This is a genomic window from Fuerstiella sp., assembly GCA_022447225.1.
Taxonomy (GTDB): Bacteria; Planctomycetota; Planctomycetia; order Planctomycetales; family Planctomycetaceae; genus S139-18.
Map to the genome: position 1 here is coordinate 380677 of JAKVAZ010000006.1, position 23843 is coordinate 404519.

The 23843-nt window shown below is 53.7% G+C and carries 16 protein-coding genes; 10 read left to right on the forward strand and 6 right to left on the reverse strand.

Features of this window, described 5'->3' with window-relative positions; all coding sequences use genetic code 11:
- Nucleotides 1-175 precede the first annotated feature (175 nt).
- From MK110_06035 to MK110_06060, 6 genes are all read left to right on the forward strand, one after another.
- Complete coding sequence (locus MK110_06035) at nt 176-2494, forward strand: DUF1592 domain-containing protein (protein ID MCH2210841.1); 2319 nt, start codon at nt 176-178, stop codon at nt 2492-2494.
- A 97-nt stretch (nt 2495-2591) separates the two neighbouring features.
- A complete protein-coding gene (locus MK110_06040; protein MCH2210842.1) occupies nt 2592-3920 on the forward strand; it encodes a DUF1552 domain-containing protein in 1329 nt (442 codons plus the stop codon).
- Nucleotides 3921-4905: 985 nt separating this feature from the next.
- Entirely contained in the window at nt 4906-5565 is a 660-nt protein-coding gene (locus MK110_06045) for an RNA polymerase sigma factor (protein ID MCH2210843.1), read from the forward strand.
- A 7-nt stretch (nt 5566-5572) separates the two neighbouring features.
- Entirely contained in the window at nt 5573-6166 is a 594-nt protein-coding gene (locus MK110_06050; GenBank protein ID MCH2210844.1) for a hypothetical protein, read from the forward strand.
- Between the two features lie 128 nt (nt 6167-6294).
- A complete protein-coding gene (locus tag MK110_06055; protein ID MCH2210845.1) occupies nt 6295-7197 on the forward strand; it encodes a dihydrodipicolinate synthase family protein in 903 nt (300 codons plus the stop codon).
- Complete coding sequence (locus MK110_06060; GenBank protein MCH2210846.1) at nt 7197-8399, forward strand: diaminopropionate ammonia-lyase; 1203 nt, start codon at nt 7197-7199, stop codon at nt 8397-8399. Before MK110_06055 ends, MK110_06060 begins: the two co-directional genes overlap by 1 nt.
- A gap of 77 nt (nt 8400-8476) precedes the next feature.
- Here the strand turns inward: MK110_06060 and MK110_06065 are convergent, their stop codons facing one another.
- Nucleotides 8477-9547, reverse strand: coding sequence for a dehydrogenase (locus MK110_06065; protein ID MCH2210847.1), 1071 nt, complete (start codon nt 9545-9547; stop codon nt 8477-8479).
- 232 nt (nt 9548-9779) lie between these two features.
- Nucleotides 9780-11609, reverse strand: coding sequence for a c-type cytochrome (locus tag MK110_06070; protein ID MCH2210848.1), 1830 nt, complete (start codon nt 11607-11609; stop codon nt 9780-9782).
- Between the two features lie 461 nt (nt 11610-12070).
- On the opposite strand from MK110_06070, the gene MK110_06075 reads away from it, so the two are divergent.
- Nucleotides 12071-12628: a hypothetical protein gene (locus MK110_06075; GenBank protein ID MCH2210849.1), complete on the forward strand. Its 558-nt coding sequence runs from the start codon at nt 12071-12073 to the stop codon at nt 12626-12628.
- A gap of 243 nt (nt 12629-12871) precedes the next feature.
- Here MK110_06075 and MK110_06080 read toward each other — a convergent pair whose 3' ends face one another.
- Nucleotides 12872-14251 (reverse strand): hypothetical protein, encoded by a 1380-nt coding sequence (locus tag MK110_06080; GenBank protein ID MCH2210850.1) that lies wholly within the window; start codon nt 14249-14251, stop codon nt 12872-12874.
- A gap of 633 nt (nt 14252-14884) precedes the next feature.
- On the opposite strand from MK110_06080, the gene MK110_06085 reads away from it, so the two are divergent.
- A complete protein-coding gene (locus MK110_06085) occupies nt 14885-15331 on the forward strand; it encodes a hypothetical protein (GenBank protein ID MCH2210851.1) in 447 nt (148 codons plus the stop codon).
- Nucleotides 15332-15830: 499 nt separating this feature from the next.
- On the opposite strand, the gene MK110_06090 is transcribed toward MK110_06085, so the two are convergent.
- The 3 genes from MK110_06090 to MK110_06100 all read right to left on the reverse strand — a co-directional run bounded on the left by MK110_06090 (nt 15831) and on the right by MK110_06100 (nt 18688).
- Nucleotides 15831-16580 carry a flavodoxin gene (locus MK110_06090; GenBank protein ID MCH2210852.1) on the reverse strand — a complete coding sequence of 250 codons (750 nt, stop codon included), beginning with the start codon at nt 16578-16580 and terminating at the stop codon, nt 15831-15833.
- A 177-nt stretch (nt 16581-16757) separates the two neighbouring features.
- Nucleotides 16758-17540 (reverse strand): tetratricopeptide repeat protein, encoded by a 783-nt coding sequence (locus MK110_06095; protein ID MCH2210853.1) that lies wholly within the window; start codon nt 17538-17540, stop codon nt 16758-16760.
- A 398-nt stretch (nt 17541-17938) separates the two neighbouring features.
- Complete coding sequence (locus MK110_06100; protein MCH2210854.1) at nt 17939-18688, reverse strand: hypothetical protein; 750 nt, start codon at nt 18686-18688, stop codon at nt 17939-17941.
- Nucleotides 18689-19546: 858 nt separating this feature from the next.
- Here MK110_06100 and MK110_06105 point away from each other — a divergent pair.
- Together MK110_06105 and MK110_06110 are read left to right on the forward strand one after the other, a co-directional pair.
- Nucleotides 19547-20257: an RraA family protein gene (locus MK110_06105; GenBank protein ID MCH2210855.1), complete on the forward strand. Its 711-nt coding sequence runs from the start codon at nt 19547-19549 to the stop codon at nt 20255-20257.
- Between the two features lie 206 nt (nt 20258-20463).
- The gene (locus tag MK110_06110; GenBank protein MCH2210856.1) at nt 20464-23769 is read left to right on the forward strand and encodes a PSD1 and planctomycete cytochrome C domain-containing protein; all 3306 of its coding nucleotides are present in this window, start codon (nt 20464-20466) and stop codon (nt 23767-23769) included.
- The last annotated feature ends 74 nt before the right edge of the window (nt 23770-23843 follow it).

Below are 23843 nucleotides of genomic sequence, written 5' to 3' on the forward strand. Positions count from 1 at the left end.
CCTGAGAAATCGTGTCCACCCGAACAACACCGCAGACACACCGGAATCAGGGCGCGTGTCTTAATTCTGGACGTCCGGGAATTTGCCAGGTAGACTACAGTTCCTGCCATTCACGTTATATTCCTTCCAGTCAAACTCTCCAGGATCCCTGCCTGCCGCTGCAGAGACTTTCGGTATGCTGCGTCCTCGCTTCCATTTTACCTCGGCAATGATCTGGCTGCTGACATCGTTCACTGGTGTGGCCCTGCATGCTGATCAAACAGACAGCGATCAACAGACGCTGATGGAACCGCTCAACTCATACTTCAACAACTACTGCATCGAATGCCATGGTGCTGATGAACAAATGGCCGGCATAGCGGTTCACAAAACCGGCTCTCAGCACGAATTGCTGAAACAGCGTCAATCATGGCAGCGCGTCCTCAAAATGGTCCGCCTCGGTGCCATGCCCCCCGAAGACGTGACACCACGGCCCTCCACAGAGGAAAACCAGGTGGTAGCGGATATTCTGGAAGATCTTCTGTTCGATTTTGATTGCCGGCAGCTGGCCCGGCCAGGACACCCCACCATCCGGCGACTCAACCGCGTCGAATACAACAACACCGTTCGCGACCTGTTCGGTATTGACGTAACTCCGGCCGATGATTTTCCTTCAGACGACGTTGGTGAAGGATTTGACAACATCGGTGACGTATTGAGCGTCTCTCCGCTGCTGATAGAAAAATATCTTGCGGCAGCCGAACAGGTGACCGAAGCCGTAATCGACACCACCGATTATTCAATGCCACAGGAATGGTCAACCCCGTCTGACAGTCTCGAAGCCAGCCACGACGATATTGAGGACTTCCAGGGACTCAGATACCTGAATCGCACAGGGAATCTCGCGTTCCGGCAGCAGGTGCCGGTGAAAGCACGCTACGAAGTCGTGTTCGATGCCGTAACACTGCCGCTGAATGAACAGGACATTGAATTCACATTGAAAGTTGACGGCGTTGAATCCAAAGTCTTTCATCTGAAACAGCGCGCCAGTCCAAACAAACTCAGACACGAATTCACACTCACGTCAGGCTTTCACCGGTTTGTATTTGAACTGAATGATGGTGACTCAGAACAGGACGAATCGAAAAGACCACGACTGGGGATCGGACGTGTGGTGATCCACGGGCCGGTCGGAGATGCAGAACCAGAGTACACTGAAGCCCATCGCCGGATCGTTGGTTCCGGCCCGGTCGACGATATCACTGTCTCCGATGCAGCCACACAGGTGGTGTCTCCACTTTTATACCGAGTCCTGCGACGCCCGGTCACCGAGACAGAAATCAAACGCTACACAGATCTGACATCCGCCGTCTTTCAGCATAACGGACAGAACTGGGAACGAGCAGTCGCTGCCACGATCCAGGCCATGCTGGTGTCTCCCGAGTTTCTGTTTCGTATGGAACAGGACCCGCAGGACGGTGAGCCGGAACGCGCACTCAACGATTATGAACTGGCAACAAGGTTGTCCTATTTTTTTTGGAGCAGCATGCCCGACCCGGAACTGTTTCGGGTTGCCCAACAGGGCCGTCTGCATGAGCCGGATATTTTAATTTCCCAGATTCACCGCATGCTTCGGGACGAGAAATCCACCGCAATTGCGGACAACTTTGCAACACAGTGGCTTAACCTGCAGCTCCTTGAACGCTCTCAGCCGGACGATCAGGTCTTTAATGAATTTGACGAAGAACTGCGTCAGGCCATGATGCAGGAAACCAGGCTGGTGTTTCGCAGCGTTATGCAGCAGGACCTGAATATTGAAAAACTGCTAACCGGTCGCTTTACATTTGTGAATCGTCGACTCGCTACTCACTACGGAATCGAGGGTGTAACGGGAGATCAGTTTGTTCGGGTCAAACTGGACAACGGTCATCGTCGCGGGATACTGACTCATGCCAGCATTTTAACACTGACCTCTTATCCCCGGCGCACCAGTCCCGTACAGCGAGGTAAATGGATACTGGAAAATCTGCTGGGAGACGCTCCTCCACCTCCACCTCCCGACATTCCGGAACTGGAAGAGGCGGACTCGAATTCAAAATCAATATCAATCCGTGAGCAAATGGCGGCGCACCGCAGCAATCCCACCTGTGCATCCTGTCACCGGCTTATGGATCCCCTTGGTCTGGGACTCGAAAACTTCGACGGCATTGGTCGCTGGCGAGACGAAGAACACGGCCAGCCTGTGGACGCCAGTGGAGAGCTTCCTGGAGGCAGAAAATTCAGCGGACCGCAGGAACTGGTTGAGATTCTGTTGAGTCGCCGCGACGATTTTGTCAGGAACCTGGCAAAGAAAATGTTGATCTACGCAACCGGTCGTGGCTTAGACTATTATGACAAGTGTGCCATCGACGATTGTGTCCAATATATGCAAAAGCGTGACAATCGGTTTTCTTCGCTTGTTGAGTCGATCGTTTTGTCTGACGCCTTTTTGAAACGGGGGCATTCAGAGCACTAGGTCAGGGCACAAGAACGAGTCACTGCTATTGTCAGCAGGCCGAGCGTGATATGCTGATTGCTGTGCTGTGTGAGTCGAGTTCAGAGGAGGTCATCAAATGTCATCAGATAGAATCAATCGCCGAACCGTCCTTCGAGGTATCGGAGCCGGACTGGGTTTGCCGCTGCTGGAAGTCATGCAGCCGGCAAACGCACTGGGCCAGACGGTTCCGCAACCGCCACTCAGAACAGCATTCATTTTCTTTCCGAACGGTGTGATCCTGGATCCGTGGCGTCCCGTTGGCGAAGGACATGATTTCGAGTTCGGTGCCACAATGGAGTCACTCCAGCCGTTTCACGATGACCTCATCATTTTTACGGGGCTCGCGCAGCATCATGCTCGCCCCAACGGCGACGGGGCCGGTGACCATGCCCGCAACGCCGGCGCCTACCTGACCGGAGCCCAACCTCGCAAGACATCCGGCGCTGACATTTCAGTCGGACAGTCGATCGACCAGGCAATAGCCGGTAGTATCGGCAGAGCCACACGGCTCCCGTCCCTAGAGCTTGGAATCGAACGCGGACGCGGCGCAGGCAGCTGCGATTCCGGCTACAGTTGCGCCTATTCTGAAAACATCAGCTGGAGAACCGCAACGACGCCAATGGCCAAAGAAGTCCACCCCCGCCTGGCATTCAATCGGCTGTTTGGTATTCGCGAAAACTCACAGGATCAAAAACAGCGTGACGCCGGCCGGGCCAGCATTCTGGACTTTGTATCAGGTGACGCAAAGCGACTGATGAAGACTGTGAGCGGCAGCGATCGAGCTAAGCTCGACGAATACTTTAACAGTGTAAGAGAAATCGAACAGAGGATCGAACACGCCGCAAACTTTGTTCCGCCTGACGTTCCGGAAATAGAACTTCCGGACGACCTTCCAGGCGAATTTCAATTGCACGTCAGAATCATGTACGAACTGCAACTGCTGGCGTTCCAGACCGACTCAACACGGATCACATCGTTTATGCTCGGACGTGCCGGGTCGAATCGCACATTCCCCGAAGTTGATGTACGAGACGGTCATCACGGCCTCACACACCACCAAAACGATCAGGAAAAAATCGAACAGATAAAAAGAATTGACAAGTATCAGGTCGAACAATTTGCCTGGTTCCTGGAACGAATGAAATCCGTGACAGAGGGTGATTCCACTCTCCTGGACAACTGCATGATCCTGTATGGCAGCGCCATTTCAGACGGGAATCGACACAATCATGACGATCTGCCGGTCATTCTGGCCGGAAAGGGAGCTGGCTCCATTGAGTCCGGTCGGCATATCAAACTGGAAACAGAAACTCCTCTGAACAATCTGTTCCTGTCTCTCAGCCAGCGTATGGGAGCCGGTATTGATGAGATCGGGGACAGCACGGCAGTCCTGCCGCTGAGTTAATCCGCATGTCTCACGGCGCCGAGGAAACGTGTGCGATGACGGTTTTGTGAATCAGGAAAGTTGTTGATCGGCCAAACAATGCCCCGTCCGGCTGTGCGGTAGGTTCAGACAAATCGTTTTATCCGCAAATCACACAGTGTCCTCTCTTTGTTGATTAAGTCGCTCAGACATTCCGTTACACACTCCCTGTCGGACACCGCGGATGGAACGGCTGATAGCGGAGTCTCACACTGTTTTGTCAGCGATGATCAGCACACCAGTTTTTTGTGCTGCGATGATCGCGGGAGATACTGGTCCTGTTTGAGAAACAGGCACCGGCAAATAGCCCTTTACGGTGAGAGTGAGTGCACAGGCACAGCGTCAGCGAGAGGCGTGCCTCAACCAGGGACCGTAACGGATCCGACAAAACGTGCACGTGGTAAAATCGGACTCAACGTTGGAGCCGCCTGTTCGTGTCGTAATTCCGAATCGTTTTCCGTGTCCCGCCGATGCGATCCTGCCGGATTGCGAGCATTGTCTTCCTCGTCTTCCAGGCGGTAGCCACATTCACTCCGGCCGGAGATCTCCCGAAACAGAACTCCGTCTCCGTCCCGTCATTAAACATGATCACACCAGGGACAATAATTTCATTGACGCGAACGGAATGATCTTTGCTGGGATGGATTAGTCTCCGATCACCTGAGAGCACTGAACCACAGCAGCTCATGGTCAGATACGTACTTTTGGCAATTTAACCAGCCTGTGTGGAATTCGCAGTGATTAGAGCCACAAGTCACTCAAAACCCTCGTTTCTCCTATTATTTTGGGGAAATTGCCGCGTGCTTCGGGTATCTCCAGAGTCTGACACCGTTGTCAATCGTCAAACTGGCGGAACAATTCAGCGGACAGTTCTGCATAGAAAGCGTAAGCCACAATTCCAACTCCTTCAAACACCGACGCTCAACTCTGCGTATCTCAGAGTGCTATGCCGGTCAAAACGCTGCACATGACTGATTCCGATTCAGTTTTCAATTCATCCGACTTGGATCCGGATTCTGACGAATCCGGCCTGACGGTCGTTTCTGATGCGCGTCTGGTAGACAGCGCCCGACGTGGAGACAGTGAATCTTTTGGCCAACTGGTCCTGCGTTATGAACGGCGTGTGATGCGAGTCATCCGCCGCTTTATGCCGGACGACCAAATGGCTCAGGATTTGACTCAGGAGGCTTTCTTAAGAGCGTTCGAACGACTTGAACAATTTGATCCTTCAAGGCGATTCGGACCGTGGTTATTTCGAATTGCTGTGAATCTGACCTATGACCATCTGCGCCGGGTAAAACGTCGGGGCAAATGGGCGTTGTTCAGTGAATCAAGTCAGGAACGAACACCGGATCCAGCCACCGCAGATCCCCGATTGAACCTGGATCTGTCACAGGAGGTCCAGATGGTCATGGCGGATGTCCCGGAAGCCTACCGCACCGTGTTGATTCTTCGGGATCTTGAAGGCTTCTCAACATCCGAAGTTGCAGCTGTGACAGAACGTAGTGAAGCCACGATTCGATGGCGACTGGCGGAAGCCCGAAGAATGTTTCGTGAGGCATGGGAAAGACGCGAACGAACTTTTGAAGGTCGGCAGGCGGATGAATCGTCGGCCGCAGAAAGGTAATTACACGGTGAAGTGCTCCGATGTCCGACATTTGATCCATCTGTCTGTTGGTGATGACAACCTTGCTGATGAAGAACAGCTGCTTGGAGAGCACCTCCATCAGTGTTCGGAGTGCCGGTCGTACAACGCGGGCATGGTGGATGCCATGCAGGTTCTGTACGATTTTCGAGACAACACCATGATGGAGTCAGACCTGTCCGTCTGGGCTTCCGTGGAACGACGGATTGAAGATCGTCGCAGTCTGGCACGAGCATCCGAACGCCCGCAACGGCAGTTCCATGGCGGTATCATTGCTCTGTGTGCATGTTCCCTGGTGCTGGCGTTTGTGACCATCGTTAATAACCTGCCGGTCAATCATGAAATGGCGGACTCGTGGGATCCAAATGGCAGGCTGCCCCAACTGAATATTACTCCGGTCAATCTGAGTTCAGTGAACGGCGTGTTGAACGGGCAGGGAATACCGAAGACTCAGGGACTTGTGCGACTTGTCGATCCTGAAAGTGGTAAAATTTGGCTGCAGGACCCGGTCACCAACAGAGTGTTTGAAAATGCAGTGAGGTCACGAATGATTCCCGTTGACAGTGGCGCACAAAACTGGTGAGTTTTCGAGCACCTGATGAGATCTGTCACAACCACCGGCATCCGCCGGTGGTTTTTTTAGTGCCTGGCTATTTGCCGGTCACATGCATTAACTAACAACCATGTTCCAACTGAATTGCGAGAAGTTTTATGGCAGCCCCTTCATTCTACGGCGTATGGCCCGCCATGATCACACCGTTCGACGAACAGGAACAGCCGAATCACGCCGCCATCGAACAACTCGTCGAACTGTTCGTCAGTCAGAAAGTTCCCGGCCTCTACATTCTGGGTTCCACAGGTCAGTGGCCGCTTCTGTCACTTCAGCACCGCCGTGAGATTGCCGAGCGAGTCGTGAAGACTGCGGCCGGACGAATCACGGTCATGGTTCACGTCGGAGCGCTGGCTACAGACGACGCAGCGGATCTGGCCCGACACGCAGAATCAATCGGAGCAGACGCCGTTTCCGCAGTTGGACCGGTTTACTACTCCTACGGTGCTGAGGCCGTGTTTGAGCACTACCGGCGGATTGGGAGTGCCTCAAATCTTCCGTTGTATGTCTATCATCTGAGTCACGTCAATCAGGTTTCGATTCCCGCCGCTGACTACGCCCGCCGTGTCATGGATCTGCCCAACATCGGAGGCATGAAATTCACCGATCACGATCTTTATATTTTGAGTCAGATTCACGAAACCGCCCGTGAACAGCTGTTACTTTTCAGTGGTGCCGATCAGCTGCTGTGTCATGCTGCACTCAGTGGAGCTACGGGCGCCATTGGTTCCTTCTTCAATCTGTGGGCGGCTCCTGCACAAAAAGCCCGAGACCGGTTTGTCGCCGGCGACTTTGATGCAGGATATCGCTTCATGATGGCCCTTCAACATTCGATATCACGTGTCCTGGGCAGTGGTTCCGTCTGGTCATTTTTAACAGCGGCAATGCGTCTCCGATACGGTATCAACGTAGGAATGCCGCGCCGGCCACTGGGAGCCGGAGATACCGCATGGGATGATGATGTGGTCCGTCAGATCGTAGCCGCAGTTGAAGACGCAGTATAATGGGCTCCAATGCCTCCGACGATACAGGGACAGCATCGCCTCATGCACGAATCGCCGTCACAACGGAGGGTGTCTACGGCAAAGAATATTCCAAGGACGCCTCGGACGTTCTGAGCGAAAACGACTTCGTAAAAGCATACGAATTTTGCCGCCAACTCCCGGGTTACGCGCCGACACCACTGGTCAACCATCGGAATCTGGCAAATGAGTACCATGTCGGGTCCGTTCTGATCAAAAACGAAGGTCAGCGAATACCAACACACAGTTTCAAAACACTGGGTCCTCCGTATGCACTGGCAAATCAACTTCTGGCAAGAATCGGCCCCGAACAGGGTCGCCTTTCAGAAATCGCTCAGGGAAATCTGAAGCCGCTGGTCCGGCACATCACAACGTGCGCAGCAACATCCGGAAATCACGGCCGGGCACTGGCATGGGCTGCCAGGCAGTTCGGCTGTCAATGTCGCATCTATATGCCTGAAGCCACCGGAGCCTTCCGTGAGGAACAGATTCAGGGTTTTGGAGCGACCACGATTCGTGTTCCCGGAACATTCGACGACTCGGTCGCTCGTGCCGTTGAAGATTCGAACATGTACGACTACATCCTGGCAGGAAACGGAGCCCCGCCTTATTCAGCCGTGCAGCGCCAAATCGTGCATGGCTACTCTGTTCTTGGCGAAGAACTCATTGCCTCCCGCCCCCGTGACTTCAATCCAACGCATGTGTTCATTCCTGCCGGAGGCGGATCGATGGCTGCCGCAGTGACGGGCCGCCTGTGGATGAAATACGGCCCTCATCGACCAAAAATCGTGATTGTTCAGCCTCATTCTGCTGACTCCGCCTATCAAAGCTGTCTGAAAGCCGCGCGAGTCCCGGCTCAGGGTGATATTTCGAGCCTGATGGACGGTTTGTCTGTTCGAATCCTCACAGAAGATGCGTGGGCAATCCTGCAGGGAGGTGCCTTTGGATTTTTGACGATTGGTGAAGACGTCGCACTGCAGACACTCAGGAAATTTGACACAGAAACGTCAATTGCGATTGGAGAAACCGGGATCACGGCCGTTGCCGGATTCATTGCAGCCGCCGATAACGTGAATGTGCGGAATCAACTGGAACTGGATGACAGCAGTCAGGTGATACTGGTTGCCAGCGAAGGCATCACCGACCCAGGCGTACTGAAACAACTGATTGGGAAGCCTGAATAACTTTGAACGGGGCTGGGCCATGGCCACTTAGATTTTCGGGTTGTTCGGGAACAGGATGAGTCTTTCGGGCCGACCTCTCACTCCAGATCACCTTCGGGAATCCCCGTGATCCGGGACCACTTGTTCCGAAAACTACTCCGTTCAAACAATTCCGGATTTAGAACTCCGTGTGCCCGCTTTCCGGCGGACAGATCCAGCATGCTTTGACAGGCCGTGCGGCCAATATCACGAAACAGTTCTTCCGTCCAGGCAATGGAATGCGGAGCAAGGATCACGTTTTCCAGTTCACCAAACCGATGCGGTTCTGTCACCGGTTCGTTTTCGAAACAGTCCAGAGCAGCACCTGCGATTCGGGAACTCTGCAGTGCTTCGAACAGCGCCTGTTCATCCACAATTCCGCCGCGTGCGGTGTTCAGGATATAGGCACCCGGTTTCATCCGACTGATCTCGGCCGATCCAATCAGCCCCCGGGTGTGCTCGTTCAACGGACAGTGAATTGACACAAAATCAGCCGTTGACAGCAACTCCTGCAGTTCAACCGGACGTGCTCCCACAGATGCCGCCACGTCTGCCGGTACAAAAGGATCGAAGACAACGGGTTGCTGCATGCCAAACCCCTGCAGAAGTGACACCAGTGTTTTCCCGATCCCTCCCAGCCCCACGACCCCCAGTACCCGGCCTCGCAGTTCACAGCCCATGTACCGAGTACGTTCGTCCCATTGCCCGGTACGCACCAGTCGATCTTTTGTGAGCATGTGATGCGACAGCGCAATCATCCAGCCGACGGTCGCTTCCGCCACAGGCCGGTCCACTGCTCCCACAGTAATCATCGCCAGCACGTCGCGTTCGGTGCAGGCATCCACGTCCACAGTGTCGTATCCCACTCCAAATCGCCCCACCGCCAAAAAATCATCAGAATCCGTCAGCGTGGCAGCGGTGACCCGTGCAGTCAGCACAATGACTCCGGCACTGTCGGCAAGTTGCTGCGACCTGATTTCCGGACAGTGCTCAGCAAACCTGGTGACTCGAATGTGCTCATGTCCTTCAAAAACATTCAGTCCAAATTCGTTGAATTTTGGCTGGCCAGCGTCATCATAAAAATCAGCGGTCAGGGCTACCTGAAATTCACGTGGCAGTGGTTTGGTCATAAGTGCGCGTCCGGACCGTTAAATGAGGGTCACTGAAATCCCGAACCAGCTCTGAAATCTGCCGGTCATCTGTGAAACGTTTACAGTCCGAAGGTTGTCTTCCGAATACGCAGCGACACTGCCGTCTGTCCCCGGAAGACGCCGATTCAAACTCCGCCTCACGGCGAGGATGGTTGTCGATTCGGTCAACCGGGTCAAGCAGGTGAATAACGGGTAAACGTCACTACGCTCGCTACAGCGACCTGAGGAACGCAATCAGATCCTGGACCTCCGCTTCGGTCAGACCACCGGTTCCCGATACCTTTTCCGGGCTGTGTAAATCAGTCACAACTCGCTCCAGTGAGCGGGCTCGGCCACTATGCAGCAAACGGACTTTACGATAAACACCTCGCAGCGACGGAGTGTTATAACCTTCGTAAACGTCTCTGGATGATCCCAGTCCCACATCGTGAATTTGTCCATCCGTGTAATACGGACCGCTGTGGCAGTCAGCACACGCGGCTCTGCTGCTCTGGAACACCTGTTTACCGCGCTGCGCGGCCTCACTCAGTGATCCATCCGCGTTTCGATGTGGATTCGGCGGGGCTTCCAGCTGGTCCAGATAAGCCAGCAACGCCCGAGTCTCTTCGTCGGCGGGAGGCTTACCGAGCATTGTGGATGTCAGTGACTTGTGGATGGCATTCTCAAGATTATCCTGCCATCCATGCCAGGTCCATGGCTGCGTCCTGCTCACATCATACAGCGGAAGTACGGTTTTCAACGTCATTTCGCTGCCATCGTTCATCGTATCCATGGGCCGCGAATTGACACCACCGTTGCGGTGACACGAATGACAGCTGTACCACTGATCAAGACTGCGCTGCCCGTCGTGAAAAATCGCCATTCCACGTCGAGCGAGTGATATCTGTTCGGGACCTCCGAGATCGATCTCATTTGTGACCTGCCTGTCGTCAAGACTGACGATCTGAATCGAGTCGCGCAGGTAGTTGGCAACGTAAACCGTGCTGTCATCGCCGGCAATGCACAGTCCCATGGGACGTCCACCCACTTCAATTCGGTGAAAACGATCAAAATCGTTTTCCAGCCGACGGTCGATCAAATCTCCTGGTCCACCAACTCCAACAAACGGCAGATCGGTAAGTCGATAGACCAGCAGTTCATGAGTCCCTGCCGCAGACGCCACCAGCCTCTGTTCGTCAGTAGTCATTGCAATTCCGTGAGGGTCCGCAACAGCTTTGCCGGGGACATCCAGCGAGATTGCTTGACGGACCTGCGGACCATCCAGGCGAACGCGACCAATCCGACTGGCAAGCAGCCAGCCTCGTCGAAGATTACCAACGTTGATGGGATTCGTACGATAGACCATCCATGTGAAGTAGGCGTACATGCCGTCCGACGATGGAACCATATGTCCAAGGTTGATTCCGTTAACCAGAGGTTCACTGTAAAGCGGATCACCACTTTGCGTATCAATCACATGAATGGTGCCATCCCCGCCACAGCCCACGGCAAGTCGTAACCCATCGGGAGAGACAGTGAGGTATCGCGGCCAGTTTCCAACTTCAAAACGTCGCCCAACCCTCCTGGACTCCAGGTCGATTTCTGCAACCTGGGCTCCGGCGACAAGTCCGATGAATGCGCGGCTGCCATCCGGACTGATCACCAGGCCGGATGGTTCATATCCCACATCCACCACCGCATGCTGCCCGAGTCGCTGATCAGCAATCTGAAAAACACGCACATCGCCGGACCACGCGCAACTTACCACAACCGTTTGACTGTCGGGACAAAACGCCACATCCGCAGGATGGTCACCACAACTCACTTCATCAACAACACACTGATCCTTCGTACTGATCAGAGACAAACTGTTGGATGTTTCGTTGACAGTGACCAGCCAGAGTCCGTCCGGGGAAAGTGCCACATCCACCGGAGAACGATACAATGCGGCTGATTCCAGAGCCTCACCTGAGTTCCTGGCAGACTCAGCCGCCTGTCCGGCAGGCCGACCACAGGACAACGCCAACGTGAGAACGATCATGCTCATTAACGTTCGATGCATTCGCCTGTCCGCTTAATCGATTAACACAAAGGAGAAACAACCCCCAACTCCGGACGAATCGAGTTCCAGACAGACCCGAAATCCCTGCCATGATGTTCTCGATTCATTTGCAGCCTGTTCTCATATCTGCAGTTCGGCCGGAAGTTTAAGAATCCATAAAACTTCGTCCGGTAAAACCGAAGCGAAACCGTATTTTGCAGGGAGTGATCTCCCCGGATGCAATCTCGTTCACTTCTAACCAACTGTCGGACATTGTAGTATAGCCCGCACTGGAACAGGTAGACTGGTTGCTGTGAAATCATATTTGGTGGTGGACGGTCAGTCTTAGTCAGGCGAAAATAATTCGGTGTCGGCATTGACCGAACGTCCGGCAGTCGTGTTTCAAAAATTGAAGAGCATACAAATCTCTGTTCGTGCCGCAGAGCACGGAGATATCAGCCCCCCTTGAACAGGAGCAAACTGTGAGAAATCTGGTGATGTTTGGAATGGCCTTCGCTGTTACGTCCGCTGTAAGTGTTGGCGAGGATTTGAAAAGTGGTCCACAGGCCGGTGACAGGCTCGGTGCGTTCTACGTCACCAAATGTGCCGGTGCCGAAAAGGATGGCGTGAGAGAAGGCAAGTCACTTTGCTATCGCTGCAAAAACGGTTCAAAGCCGCAGGTTGTGATTTTTACGCGTTCGATTGACCCTCAGGTTGTTGAATTTGTTAAGCAGCTTGACAAGGCCATCAACAAAAATGCAGACGCAAAACTGACCGGCTTCGTTAACGTCCTGGCTGATGACAGGGACGATGCATCCGATGCTGCCCGCAAACTGGCCACCACAAGTGAAGCCACTCAGGTGCCTTTCGTTGTGCCCAACGAATTCGAAAACGGTCCCGACAATTACGGAATCAGCCCCAAAGCACAGGTCACGGTTATTCTGGCTGATCAAGTCAATGTTAAAGCCAACTTCGCTGTCAGCGACGTTAAAGAGCTGAAGACAAAGGAAATCATCGCGGACATCAAGAAAATCCTCTAGACGTCCTGCTGCTTTGTCTGACTCAATGTAACGCGACGCATGGTGAAAAACCTGCGTCGCGTTTTTTTGCTGATCTGATAATGGCTTACATTTTCTGCTGAGCTGATCCAAAACAGCCCAATGCATGACCTAACCAGGCAGACCGACGAACGTCTTATCCTCCCGAATGAGGTTCAGCCGGTGCACTGAACGTAAGTCACAAATTCGATTCCATCAATACCGGCACGTAGCGTGTGAGCTGTATTACTGTGGTCGTTCCAGGACCATCCCTTCTTTTTCCAGTCGCTGAAACATCTCACGAAATGCCGGTGTTCCATCCGGGTCCCAGTAGTCGGTGGCCAGCGGAGCGTCATAGCTGAGTGTCACCTCACGCCTTTTATCTGGCCGGACCATAAACAAAGATCTTTGGGGATTGGCAATATTGTACATTGTGGTGCCGTTGGCATATTTAGTCCTGATAATCCACTTTGGATGTTCGGGCAGTGTGAGATTCTTCAGGCGATCCAGTTCGTCAGGGTCCAGGGTCACGCCCAGTCCTGGCCCCTCCGGAACGCGAAGCAGACCGTTGACCGGTTCAAGACGTTCTTTCACCACGTCAGCTTTCCATGTTTCGGTATCGTTGTTGAAGTGCAGTCGGGCCGTTTTGAACGCGGCATGCATGTGTGCGCACATAGCCCGGGTGATCATGCCACCCACGTTTTGCAGTGAAAACGGAAGCTCAAGCTGTGCAAACAGCCCCGCCCGTCGAATCGCATCGCCAATTCGTGAGTGGCCGACAATATACCCGTCTGCAGCTCGCGACTGAGTTTCGAATCCGGCCCCCAGCGGGGAATGATGATAGTAGATCGGCAGGCGGCACTTCTTTCGCAGCTCGGCATGGCCTTCGATGTCTCTGGACGGCAGCGGATCTTCGAAGCAACCTGCAATCGGATACCGTGAAATTTTTTCCAGCAGCTCGAACGTGTGGTCGTCAGAACCTCCCATCGTCAGGTCGTGGTGGATCCGGAATCCTTTTGGGGCCACCGCCTGCATCGCTTCCATCTGATCAATCACATTCTCGAACGGCGACAGGTGGTACTTCATCCACGTGTATCCCGCCGCCGCATACCGCTGAACCGCTGCAGCCATCCGCTGAGGATCTGTGGACACAGTCCATGATGCAACCGGCACCCAAGACCGATACTTTTGACCAAACAGTCTCCAGACGGGCACCCCGGCGGCCTGCCCCATCAGGTCATACATAGCTGTTCCCAGACCGAGACTTGTCTCATCCCCGATCCAGTGAAACGGACTGGAACCAATGTACTGTTCCAGGACGGATTCTGCCTCCGGTGAACGTCCTCCCTCTCCCAGTCCGATCAGATCGCTGTTGGTACGAACCACATAGATGGTACGTCGAGTTGGTCCGTAATAGTGATTGAGCTCATATGCGATCCAGTCCTGATACGGAACTGCAATTTCGTGCGTTTCAATCCCGGTGATACGCAGACGGCCGTGCGTTTTCTCAGCCTGCTCCTGCGCCTGCAAAATCGAAAGAGGCCGAAGCGTTGATGCAGCCATAAGGGTTGCACCACCGGCCAGAAGATGACGGCGAGTGATTCTTTGCTGTGGTGTCTGACGCATTATTAATTATTAACCTTTTTTTGACAGAGCAGATCTGTCATGTGGATGATGATTCAAACAGAGACCAGTTTCATGAAACTTCGCGGCATTCGACGTAAACGACATCCGTGTGGCGACACAGTCCGGGTTAACTCAACATACCAATAACCAATACATGCGTAGATCGGAACAGAAATCGGCTGACCGGTGTCTGATGCAAAACGACAGGTATGAATCGCATTATCCGTACCGGATTTAGAGTCCGAAACAAAGACAACAGACTCTTTCTCCGGAATCGATACAGCTGCCATCCATAGTACTAAAGCCGTCATAATTCGTATGAGATCATTCCATTCGCAGACTGACTCACAAAAGCCAGCATTCGCACCCAGCCACCGATCAGCCAGTCTAGTGAAAATCAGATCAGCCTGACACACAGTCATTCAGCCTGCAGGTTTTCCTCTGCAAAAAAATGTTGGCGATGAGTTTGTCTGTTGGCAAATACTGCACCACGAACTGAGCGGTCACGAAAGTTCGCCGGGCGAGTACAGGTCCTTCGAATAACTCAAACAAATCGATCTATCGGGAAGTAAGTGTTCGGCGTCACAATACCGCTTTCAGTCGGTCGGATCCGTCGGACGAGATTGTGAAATCATGCACGACTCAGAATCCGTTCAAAACCAGCGCCGCAGCAGCAGACTCCTGAGATGGGCCTGCGTGTTACCAGCCGCGATGCTGGCTGGCTGGTTACTGAAACACACAGGAGTCGTCTTTCACTCGCACCTCGGTCTGGATCGACAGGGCTCAGGTTATTCAGCCTTTATTCTGCCGGTACTGCAAACTCTTCCCAATGGCATCGCGTTTACGCTGGCAGGTGCTCTGATGGCTCCTGGATTTCGATCTTTGACCGCCACCGTCCTGGCAGCTTTGTGCATTCCCGTTTCAACCGCAATCCATATTTTTGCTCACCCCGGCCCAGGGTTGACCAACTACATGTACACCACGGGTGAATCGCTCGGTGCCGTGATCGGTGTTGCCGGGGTACTTATCGGCGCGGCATTGTCAGACCCGGCAAACGCAAAACCATCAACCCACGACTGACACAGGGTGAACGGTGTTCCACCCACATTCGACCTCGTGCGGTGCTACTTCGGTTTCGGTACAGCCTCAAAGTCCTGACGGGTAAAAAGGTGCTACCTCGATGTCTCAACATCAATCACGATCAATGGTAAGTTTCCCATGCACCAATGATCGAAAAAGAAGCCGACACCTGGTGTTTGTTCTAAACTTTTGCGTACGGGTCGGGAAGGACATCAATGAACGAACGCGCGATTCCTCCGAAGACCAACCCACCGACGGACGCTCTTCCGAATATGCCCTCTTGCCAACATTCCGTTCTGACTATCGCTTTGTGTCAGTAGCCGTTCTCTGTGCACGGTCTCGCGGCAGTTCACCTGACATAGGCTGAATTGCCCGTTTCCAGCGACTACTGGTTTAGTCATCGGTCCTGCGTGTAAGCACACAGCCAGCCGAACACCACAAAAAGGTAAATTGGTTATCCGGCTGACTGCCCTGCGGCCATTTAGTCGAATGTGAAGATTCACACAGCCACAGCCGCACCCAGTTCGCTGTGCAGCTGCGCCACCCATTCCCTGACGCGGTCCGGCGTCTGTTCTGCTTCGCCATCTTCATCAATGACAAGCCCGAGGAAGTGTGATTCGTCATACATACCTTTGGATTCATCAAAGGTGTAGCCGTCGGATGGCCAGATACCGATTAGTTCCGGACCACTTTCTTTCATGCGGTCCCACAGAATACCCATTCCATCGACGAAGGTATCCGGATAACCGGCGGCATCACCCAGACCGAAGATGCCAACCTTGATTCCGCTGTAACTTTGGGCATGAATTTCGTCCAGTTTTTCTTCCCAGTTGTACTGAATATCTCCAATGTTCCAGGTGGAGACTCCCAACAGCAGGACGTCATGCTTCAGGAGGTCTGTTACCGGAACATCAGCAATATCCTGGCAGGCACTGACATTGCATCCCTGCAGCTGTTTCTCGATAGATTCAGCGATCTCCTGGGTATTTCCCGTTTCCGTACCAAAGTAAATCCCCACATTGGGTTCAGAGCCGGCTCCGGTTACGGCCGCCTCTAATTCTGTATATTCGGTGAGATCGAAGGCCGACAACTCAACAACACCGTGTCCATCAAAGTCCGCACGTACCATGGCATTTGGTCCCAACGTCAGCAGTAATCCGCGGACACCAATCAGGTTCGTATGCTTTTCATTTCCGGCAGGCACTGTGACGAAGTGTTCACCTTCAACGGGAATAAAACTGTCAGTCATAATTCACTTGATTCTCTGGTTAAAGGGTTAAAGGGTTAAAGGGACTGTTGGCCGGCAACGCGATCTGTATTTTTGGGCTGCAGGACTGGACGCACGTCTGGCTATTAGTCATGAACAATCAGTCGAACTGACGATTTCCAGAACTGGGTTCCTGTGCTGTAACTCCCGAAAGAAAGATCAGCATTCGAATCCACAGCCTCGTAGCTGTAGCTCTACAAGTCGCTGTTGACACACGCCCTGTCGACGACGATCCTTGGCACGGCGATACAACTGCACTAGTCGCTGCAGACAGCTGGAGCACGTCATGGCTTTAATACTTGTCATCCCCAAATCCCTCACCACCCGGTGAGCTTCTCTGCTCCGATCGGCTTTGCAGAGCAGACATGCCAGACCAATTTTGTATCGAGCATTACCAGAATCCAGTTTCAACGCCCGTCGCATCAGACACTCAACAGTGGTAGACGGATAGCCGGACTTATCACAGTAATAACCCAGGTCGTAGCACGCCTGAGCACATTCCGGATCCGCCTGCAGAGCTTTACGACAGGCGTGAATGGACAGGTGCGGTTGCCGGACGATGTACAGCCCCATTGCCAGCTGCAGATACTCATTCGCAGTCAGTGAATCGTTCTGCAACAACCGAACTAAAATTCTTCTGGCCGGAGCGGTACGCCCCAGGTTGGCACAGGACAGGGCCAGCGAAATTCGACTGCTGTTTTCCAGGTAAACAATCCTGGCACCGCGCCGAAAGGCGGCCACTGCCAGAGGATAGTTGCCGGTGGAGTGGTGCACGTTTCCGTACAATTCCCAGGCTCGGCCATCACGTGGATTGCGGCGGACACAGCGCCGAAGGATACGTTTGGCAACTTTTGTATTACGACTGTGATACGCTTTTTCGGCTGCGCGATGCATACGCGCCACGTCCACTGTCAGGGTTGTCGTGTCTACAACGGCAATCATCTAAACCATCCCGTGATTAATATTGAGCAGCACCGTGTGTCAGTCCCTGCTGTTATCGCGTGTTTGACGCTGTACAAAATGCTGTTCAAAACCACGGTCTTCAAACAGATGCGAATTTCTCACCGATCTGTTCGGCTTGGGCCGTTCGAAAGGACTCAGTCTGCGCGGGTGTTCTGCCTCCCGCATTCGGCCAGCCGAGTTCAAAAACCGACGCAGGTCAAACATCAGCATTTCGATACACCAATTCACTCCGAAGATCAGTGCTGTCAAAACCACGATCAAACCAAAAATTTTGAGATGTATGAAAATGAGGTGCATGGTCCGAACCGGAATCCTGTTTTCAGCGGAGAAGTCCTGTCAATTCTGTCGAGTCCCTCGAACGTCTTTGTTTATCTGATTCAGACAGATAATTTTTCCAGTTGCAGCATCCGCTGGCGGGCGATCACCGTACGTCGAAAGTCCTGTCTCCGTTCGTAAATACGCGTCATTTTTTCCATACAGCTGAGACACTCGATCGATTCAATCTGCTGATTGCTGAGTTCACTGATGAGTTCGTAGGCCTCCTCGTAACGTCTGTTTATGCAAAACAGCCCCGCCAGCCCCACCCGATAACAGATAACGTCAGGTGCCAGAGCAATGGCACGCCGGACCAGAGGAACAATGCGGTCCACCGATTTCCCCAGCCGTCCCAGATAGAATCCCTGGTCGTAAAAGGCCTGAGCGCAGTTTGAATCCCGTCGAGCAATCACCCGACAAAGCTGAATCGCCTCCTCAGACTGATTAATCTGGTCCAGTCCGGTGGCGATCTGCAGCAGCAGACTGTTGGAAAGGGTGAGATTTTTACCCAGTTCGATCAATAGGTCATGCGATAGCTGCGTACGACCAATTTTTGCATACCCATGTGCCAGACAGACTTGGGCCACCGATCGCAGGGGCACCTGTGACGAAGCTCGTTCCAAACTGTTCACAGAACAGCCGTAATGTCCGGTGGCATACGTAGCCAGTCCCAGAAGTTCGTAACTTCTGGGATCCTCAGGCACCTGTTCAAAGCACTGCTCCAGCAACAGCAGGGCTTCCTGAAAGTTGGATGCCTCCAATTCATGCTGTGCAGCAGCACGCAGCGATTCCAATGGCTGTGAATCAATCATCGTGTCTTACTTTCCGGACCAGTGACCTGCACCAAAACCACAAATTCCGTTGTTTATGAGAACAGCACGCACAGCCGCTGCCGCGAATAGCCGCAATGTTCGATGGCTATGGTCGCTTTTCCCAGGGCCCTGCCTCGTCATCATTCTGTCCGGCCAATGAAAAACCTGGTCAATTGAACTCTGTATCGAATCACTTGAGGCAGCACTTATGGCTCGCCGTTTTCCTGATGAAACGCACAAAGCCTGACAACACCCCACTGAGTTCCCCAACAAAACGATATGATACTGAGTCTCAGTCTCAGTTAATGTAGGCAGCTTCAGGCATGGATGCAATGCTCAAATTATTGTTTTTTTTGATGTGTCAATTTTTTGTGCTGCCGTCGAACGCACCCCGTCATCCGCCCAAGAACCGTCGACGCAGTAACGAAGCACCTCAACCCGCGTATTCAGGGAGCGTGAAGCAGTGATGGATGACGGGGTGGCAGGTGGCAGAAAGAAATGCTGCTTAAGTGGCTGATTAACCTGCGCGGGCACTGTGGATCTCCACAAAGTTCTCCGTCGCGTTTAAGCCACTCCGGCGGGACCCACCGCAGAAGACATCTCACTCCTGTTGTTCGCACTGGCCCTGGTCTGCCTGGCAACTCAAGGTTTGTTGGCCGGGGCACCGACAATATTTCAAACTGTCGTCCGGTCCGGTTCATATCAATATCGCATGAAATCCAACGTTCGGGTTTGCGGTTTCATTCCCATGTTCTATTGGTGGTCGTCGTTCCGTAAAGAATGGACACCGGCCTGTTGTCGGTCCAACGTCAATTCCAGTCACCAGGTCACTCAACTCACTTCCTCAAAGGCAGCTCCATGACAAACGACGAAGCCCTGGCAGAACTGGCAAAGATCCGCACACCCATCGTTTATGATGCCCTCGAAAAATTCGATCTTCGTCCACGCACCGAAGGTCTCATGGACACTTCCATCCGATCCGTTTCTCCGTCTCTGGGCCCGCTCGTCGGATACGCGGTGACCGGAAAGGTTGTCGGTGAATTACCACCGGCCGAAGGGGAACGAATTGTGGAATGGCAGCAAATGTGGGAATACGTACAAAGGGCCCCCGGTCCGAAGGTGATGGTTTCTCAGGACATGGACCAGCCAGCGGCACGCAGTTGTTCCTGGGGCGACGTGGCCGCCAGTATCTTTTTGCGTCTGGGGGCGGTGGGAGCAATTACCAATGGAGGAGTGCGTGATCTGCCGGAAGTCGAACAGCTCGGTTTCAAACTTTGCGCACCGGCCGCGGTCGTGGGGCATGCCCACATTCGCTGGATAGAAATCAACACACCCGTGAAAGTTGGTGGTTTGGTTGTTTATCCTGGCGATCTCATCCATGCCGACGAACACGGTGTGATGACGATTCCTCAGGAAATTCCCCTCGACCAGCTGGTCTCCTTTATTCACAAATTTCTGGAATCGGAAAAGACGGTTGTGGACTATTGTCAGACAACAGAAAATTTTGACATCAACCACGTCGTGCAGTTGATGAAAGAACACGGCGAACGTACTCAGGCGCACATGTAAATGATTATGGTGCGACGTGCTGAAGTGTTACGGATGGTCGAAGACATTCGATGCAACAAGGGCTGACCGGTTTGTCAGCCTGCACCCCGTCTGGCTCTGCAGTGACAGCATAGCCAGACATTGAATGTGAGTCCGGCTCCGGTCACAATATCAGGGTTTCGAGTCAGCGTTTCGAACAGTGTCTGTTTTCATGGTTTGGGTCTTCAATGCGACGTGCGAACAATATTCCAACGGATATGGCGATATTGATCGGCCGGCTCTTAGTGGGGCTGTTGGCGGTTACGGCTACGGTGTCGGCAGAGCAACAGCCGATCACGGCTGAGCAACAAGCGTTTGTTCAGAACAAAGTGATCCCGCTGCTGCAGGCGCGATGCTTCGAATGTCACGCGGGGACCGCCAAGCCGAAAGGGGGGCTGGTACTGGTCAACCGCGAACTGTTGTTGAAAGGCGGAGACAGTGGCCCGTCGATAGTACCGGGGAAACCTGATGAAAGCCTGATGATTGAAGCCGTTCGATACGAGGGACTGGAAATGCCCCCCAGATCGAAAATGCCTGAAGCGGAAATCGGGATTCTGGTCGACTGGATACGAATGGGTGCTCCATGGCCGCAAGGTCTTCAGGCTTCCCAAACGCCTATCACCCCCCCCGTAGCGTTTCCGTTAAAAGAACGCCGGGACGCGCACTGGTCCTGGCAACCCATCCAAAATCCTCAGCCGCCCAACGTCCGGAATTCGACGTGGCCGACTGATACCATTGATCGTTTTATTCTGGCTCGCCTGGAAGACGCAGACCTGCCGATGGCCGGGGACGCCGATCGACAAACACTCATTCGTCGCCTTTATATCGACATCATCGGACTGGTTCCGACACCGGAAAATATCCGGCGATTCACTGATGATCCGGCCGATGACCTGACTGCGACAGCAACGGTGGTTGATCGGCTGCTGGCTTCACCTCAGTTTGGTGAACGTTGGGCCCGGCACTGGCTGGATGTGGTCCGTTATGCTGAAACACTGGGACATGAATTCGATTATCCTCTGCTGCACGCATGGCAGTACCGCGACTATGTGATCAGAGCATTCAATGCAGACGTGCCCTGGGACGACTTTACCCGCGAGCACATCGCCGGCGACCTGCTGCCGGAGCCTCGCCGTCATCCGGTGGAAAGCTACAACGAATCTTTGATTGGCACCGGTTTTTGGTTCCTGCATGAAGCCAAACACTCACCGGTGGACGTGGAATATGAAGAATCCGTCAAGATCGACAATCAGATCGATGTGTTTGGCCGCGCATTCATGGGACTCACCGTGGCCTGCGCCCGGTGTCACGACCACAAGTTCGATGCGATTTCCACCCGGGACTATTATGCTCTGTACGGTATCCTGCAAAGTTCGCGGCGACGAACCGGATGGCTGGACCCGGGAAACAGCATTGGCCGAACAACTGCAGAACTGAGCAAACTCAGAAGCCAGGTCGACAGGCTCGTCGCCACGTTACAGCAACAGGATCTGAAATCCGGAACGGCCCTGCGTTATGCCGGCGCAGCACTGGACGTCTTCCGCGGTCAGGCACAGCCTGGCGAACAACCTTTTGCTGAAGCAGTCGGTGCCCGGCGCGGAATCACGGCGGTTGCTGACGAATTCTCCTGTGATCCGGATCTGTTGCGGCTGTGGGTGGAAAAACTAGGGCAGGCCGAATCGCGAAAAATCCCGGACCCGGTTTCTTTGCTGGCTCAAGTGGCCCAGTCACCGCCACAGGAAGATATTGGCAGTGTTGTTCAGCGGTGGCAGGATGAAGTGCGGCAGGCGCTGCAATCCGAATCCTCTGTTGAAAAGTATGCTGATTTCAGCAACGGCCTGCCGGACGGCTGGTCGGTAACAGGCCCGGCCTTTGCAGGGTCACCAAGAGCGAAAGTGGCCGCCGGTGCGAATCAGCATCGTGTGGCACATGCAGGGTTCAGCTCGGGAGATCTGTCCAATCAGTTTGGAGGTCATCTGTACAGCCCCACATTCGAAATCACGCACCCGGAGATCCTGATCCGTGTTGCCGGCGAACGCGCACGGGTTCGTCTGGTGATCGAAGGTTATGTGATGTCTCACTTCAACCGACTTCTGTTCAGTGGAGTTGATCAGAAGTTCGATACCGGAGGAAAATTCCAGTGGATACGGATTGCCGGCGACACTCATCGCTATCTCGGTAATCAGGCTTACCTGGAAGTGATCGATGAAGGTGACGGCTGGTTCGTGATCGACGAAGTTCACTTTGTGGAACACCAAAACGGAGCACCACCCGCCGTTGACGTTCCTGCACCGGTTCGTCAGCTTTATCAGGCGTTACAGACTGATTCCGGGACCGATCCGATTGCAGGTGCGGTGAAGTACGCATGGCCTGACCTGTTTGCACAGAGCCTGCTGCCCGCGTCGTCGGATGAACAGTGGACTCAACTCCAGACAGCCTGGTCCGAACAGTCAACACACGCTGCTCACGCAGTACCGGTACAGGCCATCACCGATGGAACGGGGGAAGATCAATACATTTTCACTCGAGGCAGTCACCGCAATCCGGGTCCTGTGGCATCACGGTCGTTTCTGGAAGCAATTGCCGGAGAGGACCAGGCACCGATTGAATCAGGCAGCGGCCGCCGTGAACTGGTTCAACGCCTGCTGGCTGCGGACAATCCGTTTCCGGCCCGTGTGGCCGTCAACCGGATCTGGCACCATCTGTTTGGTCGGGGCATCGTGGCTTCCACCGACGATTTCGGCGTGCTGGGTCAACGTCCGAGTCATCCCGATTTACTGGATCACCTTGCCAGGCGCTTCCGGGAAAACGGATGGTCGGTCAAACAACTGATCCGACTGATTGTCTTGTCCCGTACTTACAGAATGAGCAGTCTTGGCAGCGTGGCTGCTGCGGAAAAAGATCCGACTAACCGCTGGCTGCACTGTGCGCGTGTCCGCAGACTGCAGGGTGAGGTCATTCGTGACACCATGCTGCAACTGGCAGGACGTCTGGATTTGAAGCCGTTTGGTACTTCGGTACCGGTGGCACTCACCGACTTCATGCAGGGCCGCGGAAGACCGGAAGGCGGTCCACTGGACGGATACGGGCGTCGAAGTATTTACATCTCTGTGAACCGAAATTTTTTGTCACCGTTTATGCTGGCGTTTGATACTCCGGTCCCCATGTCTGCTCGCGGTCGACGCGCAGTTTCAAACGTGCCGGCTCAGGCGCTGATCATGCTCAATGATGAATTCGCACACCAACAGGCAGCACGCTGGGCAGAACTCCTGATTGACCGCTCACCAACGGTGAATGACGCCATCGTGGGGGCGTGGCAACAGGCACTGGGACGTCAGCCGGTCAGACAGGAACTGGCTGCCATTCAAAGCTTTGCCCGGACACAGGCCGAACAACACACCGAAGTGCTGTCAGAAACAACCATTGGGAACAAGACCATGCAGGACGTGTGTCACGCGATCATGAATACCAAAGAATTCATCTATCTTCGATGATTCGCTGCGTAACAATCAATCGCTCCGAATGGTGTGACCACACGGTAAAAATGCTGTATTTCCGGAACACAGAC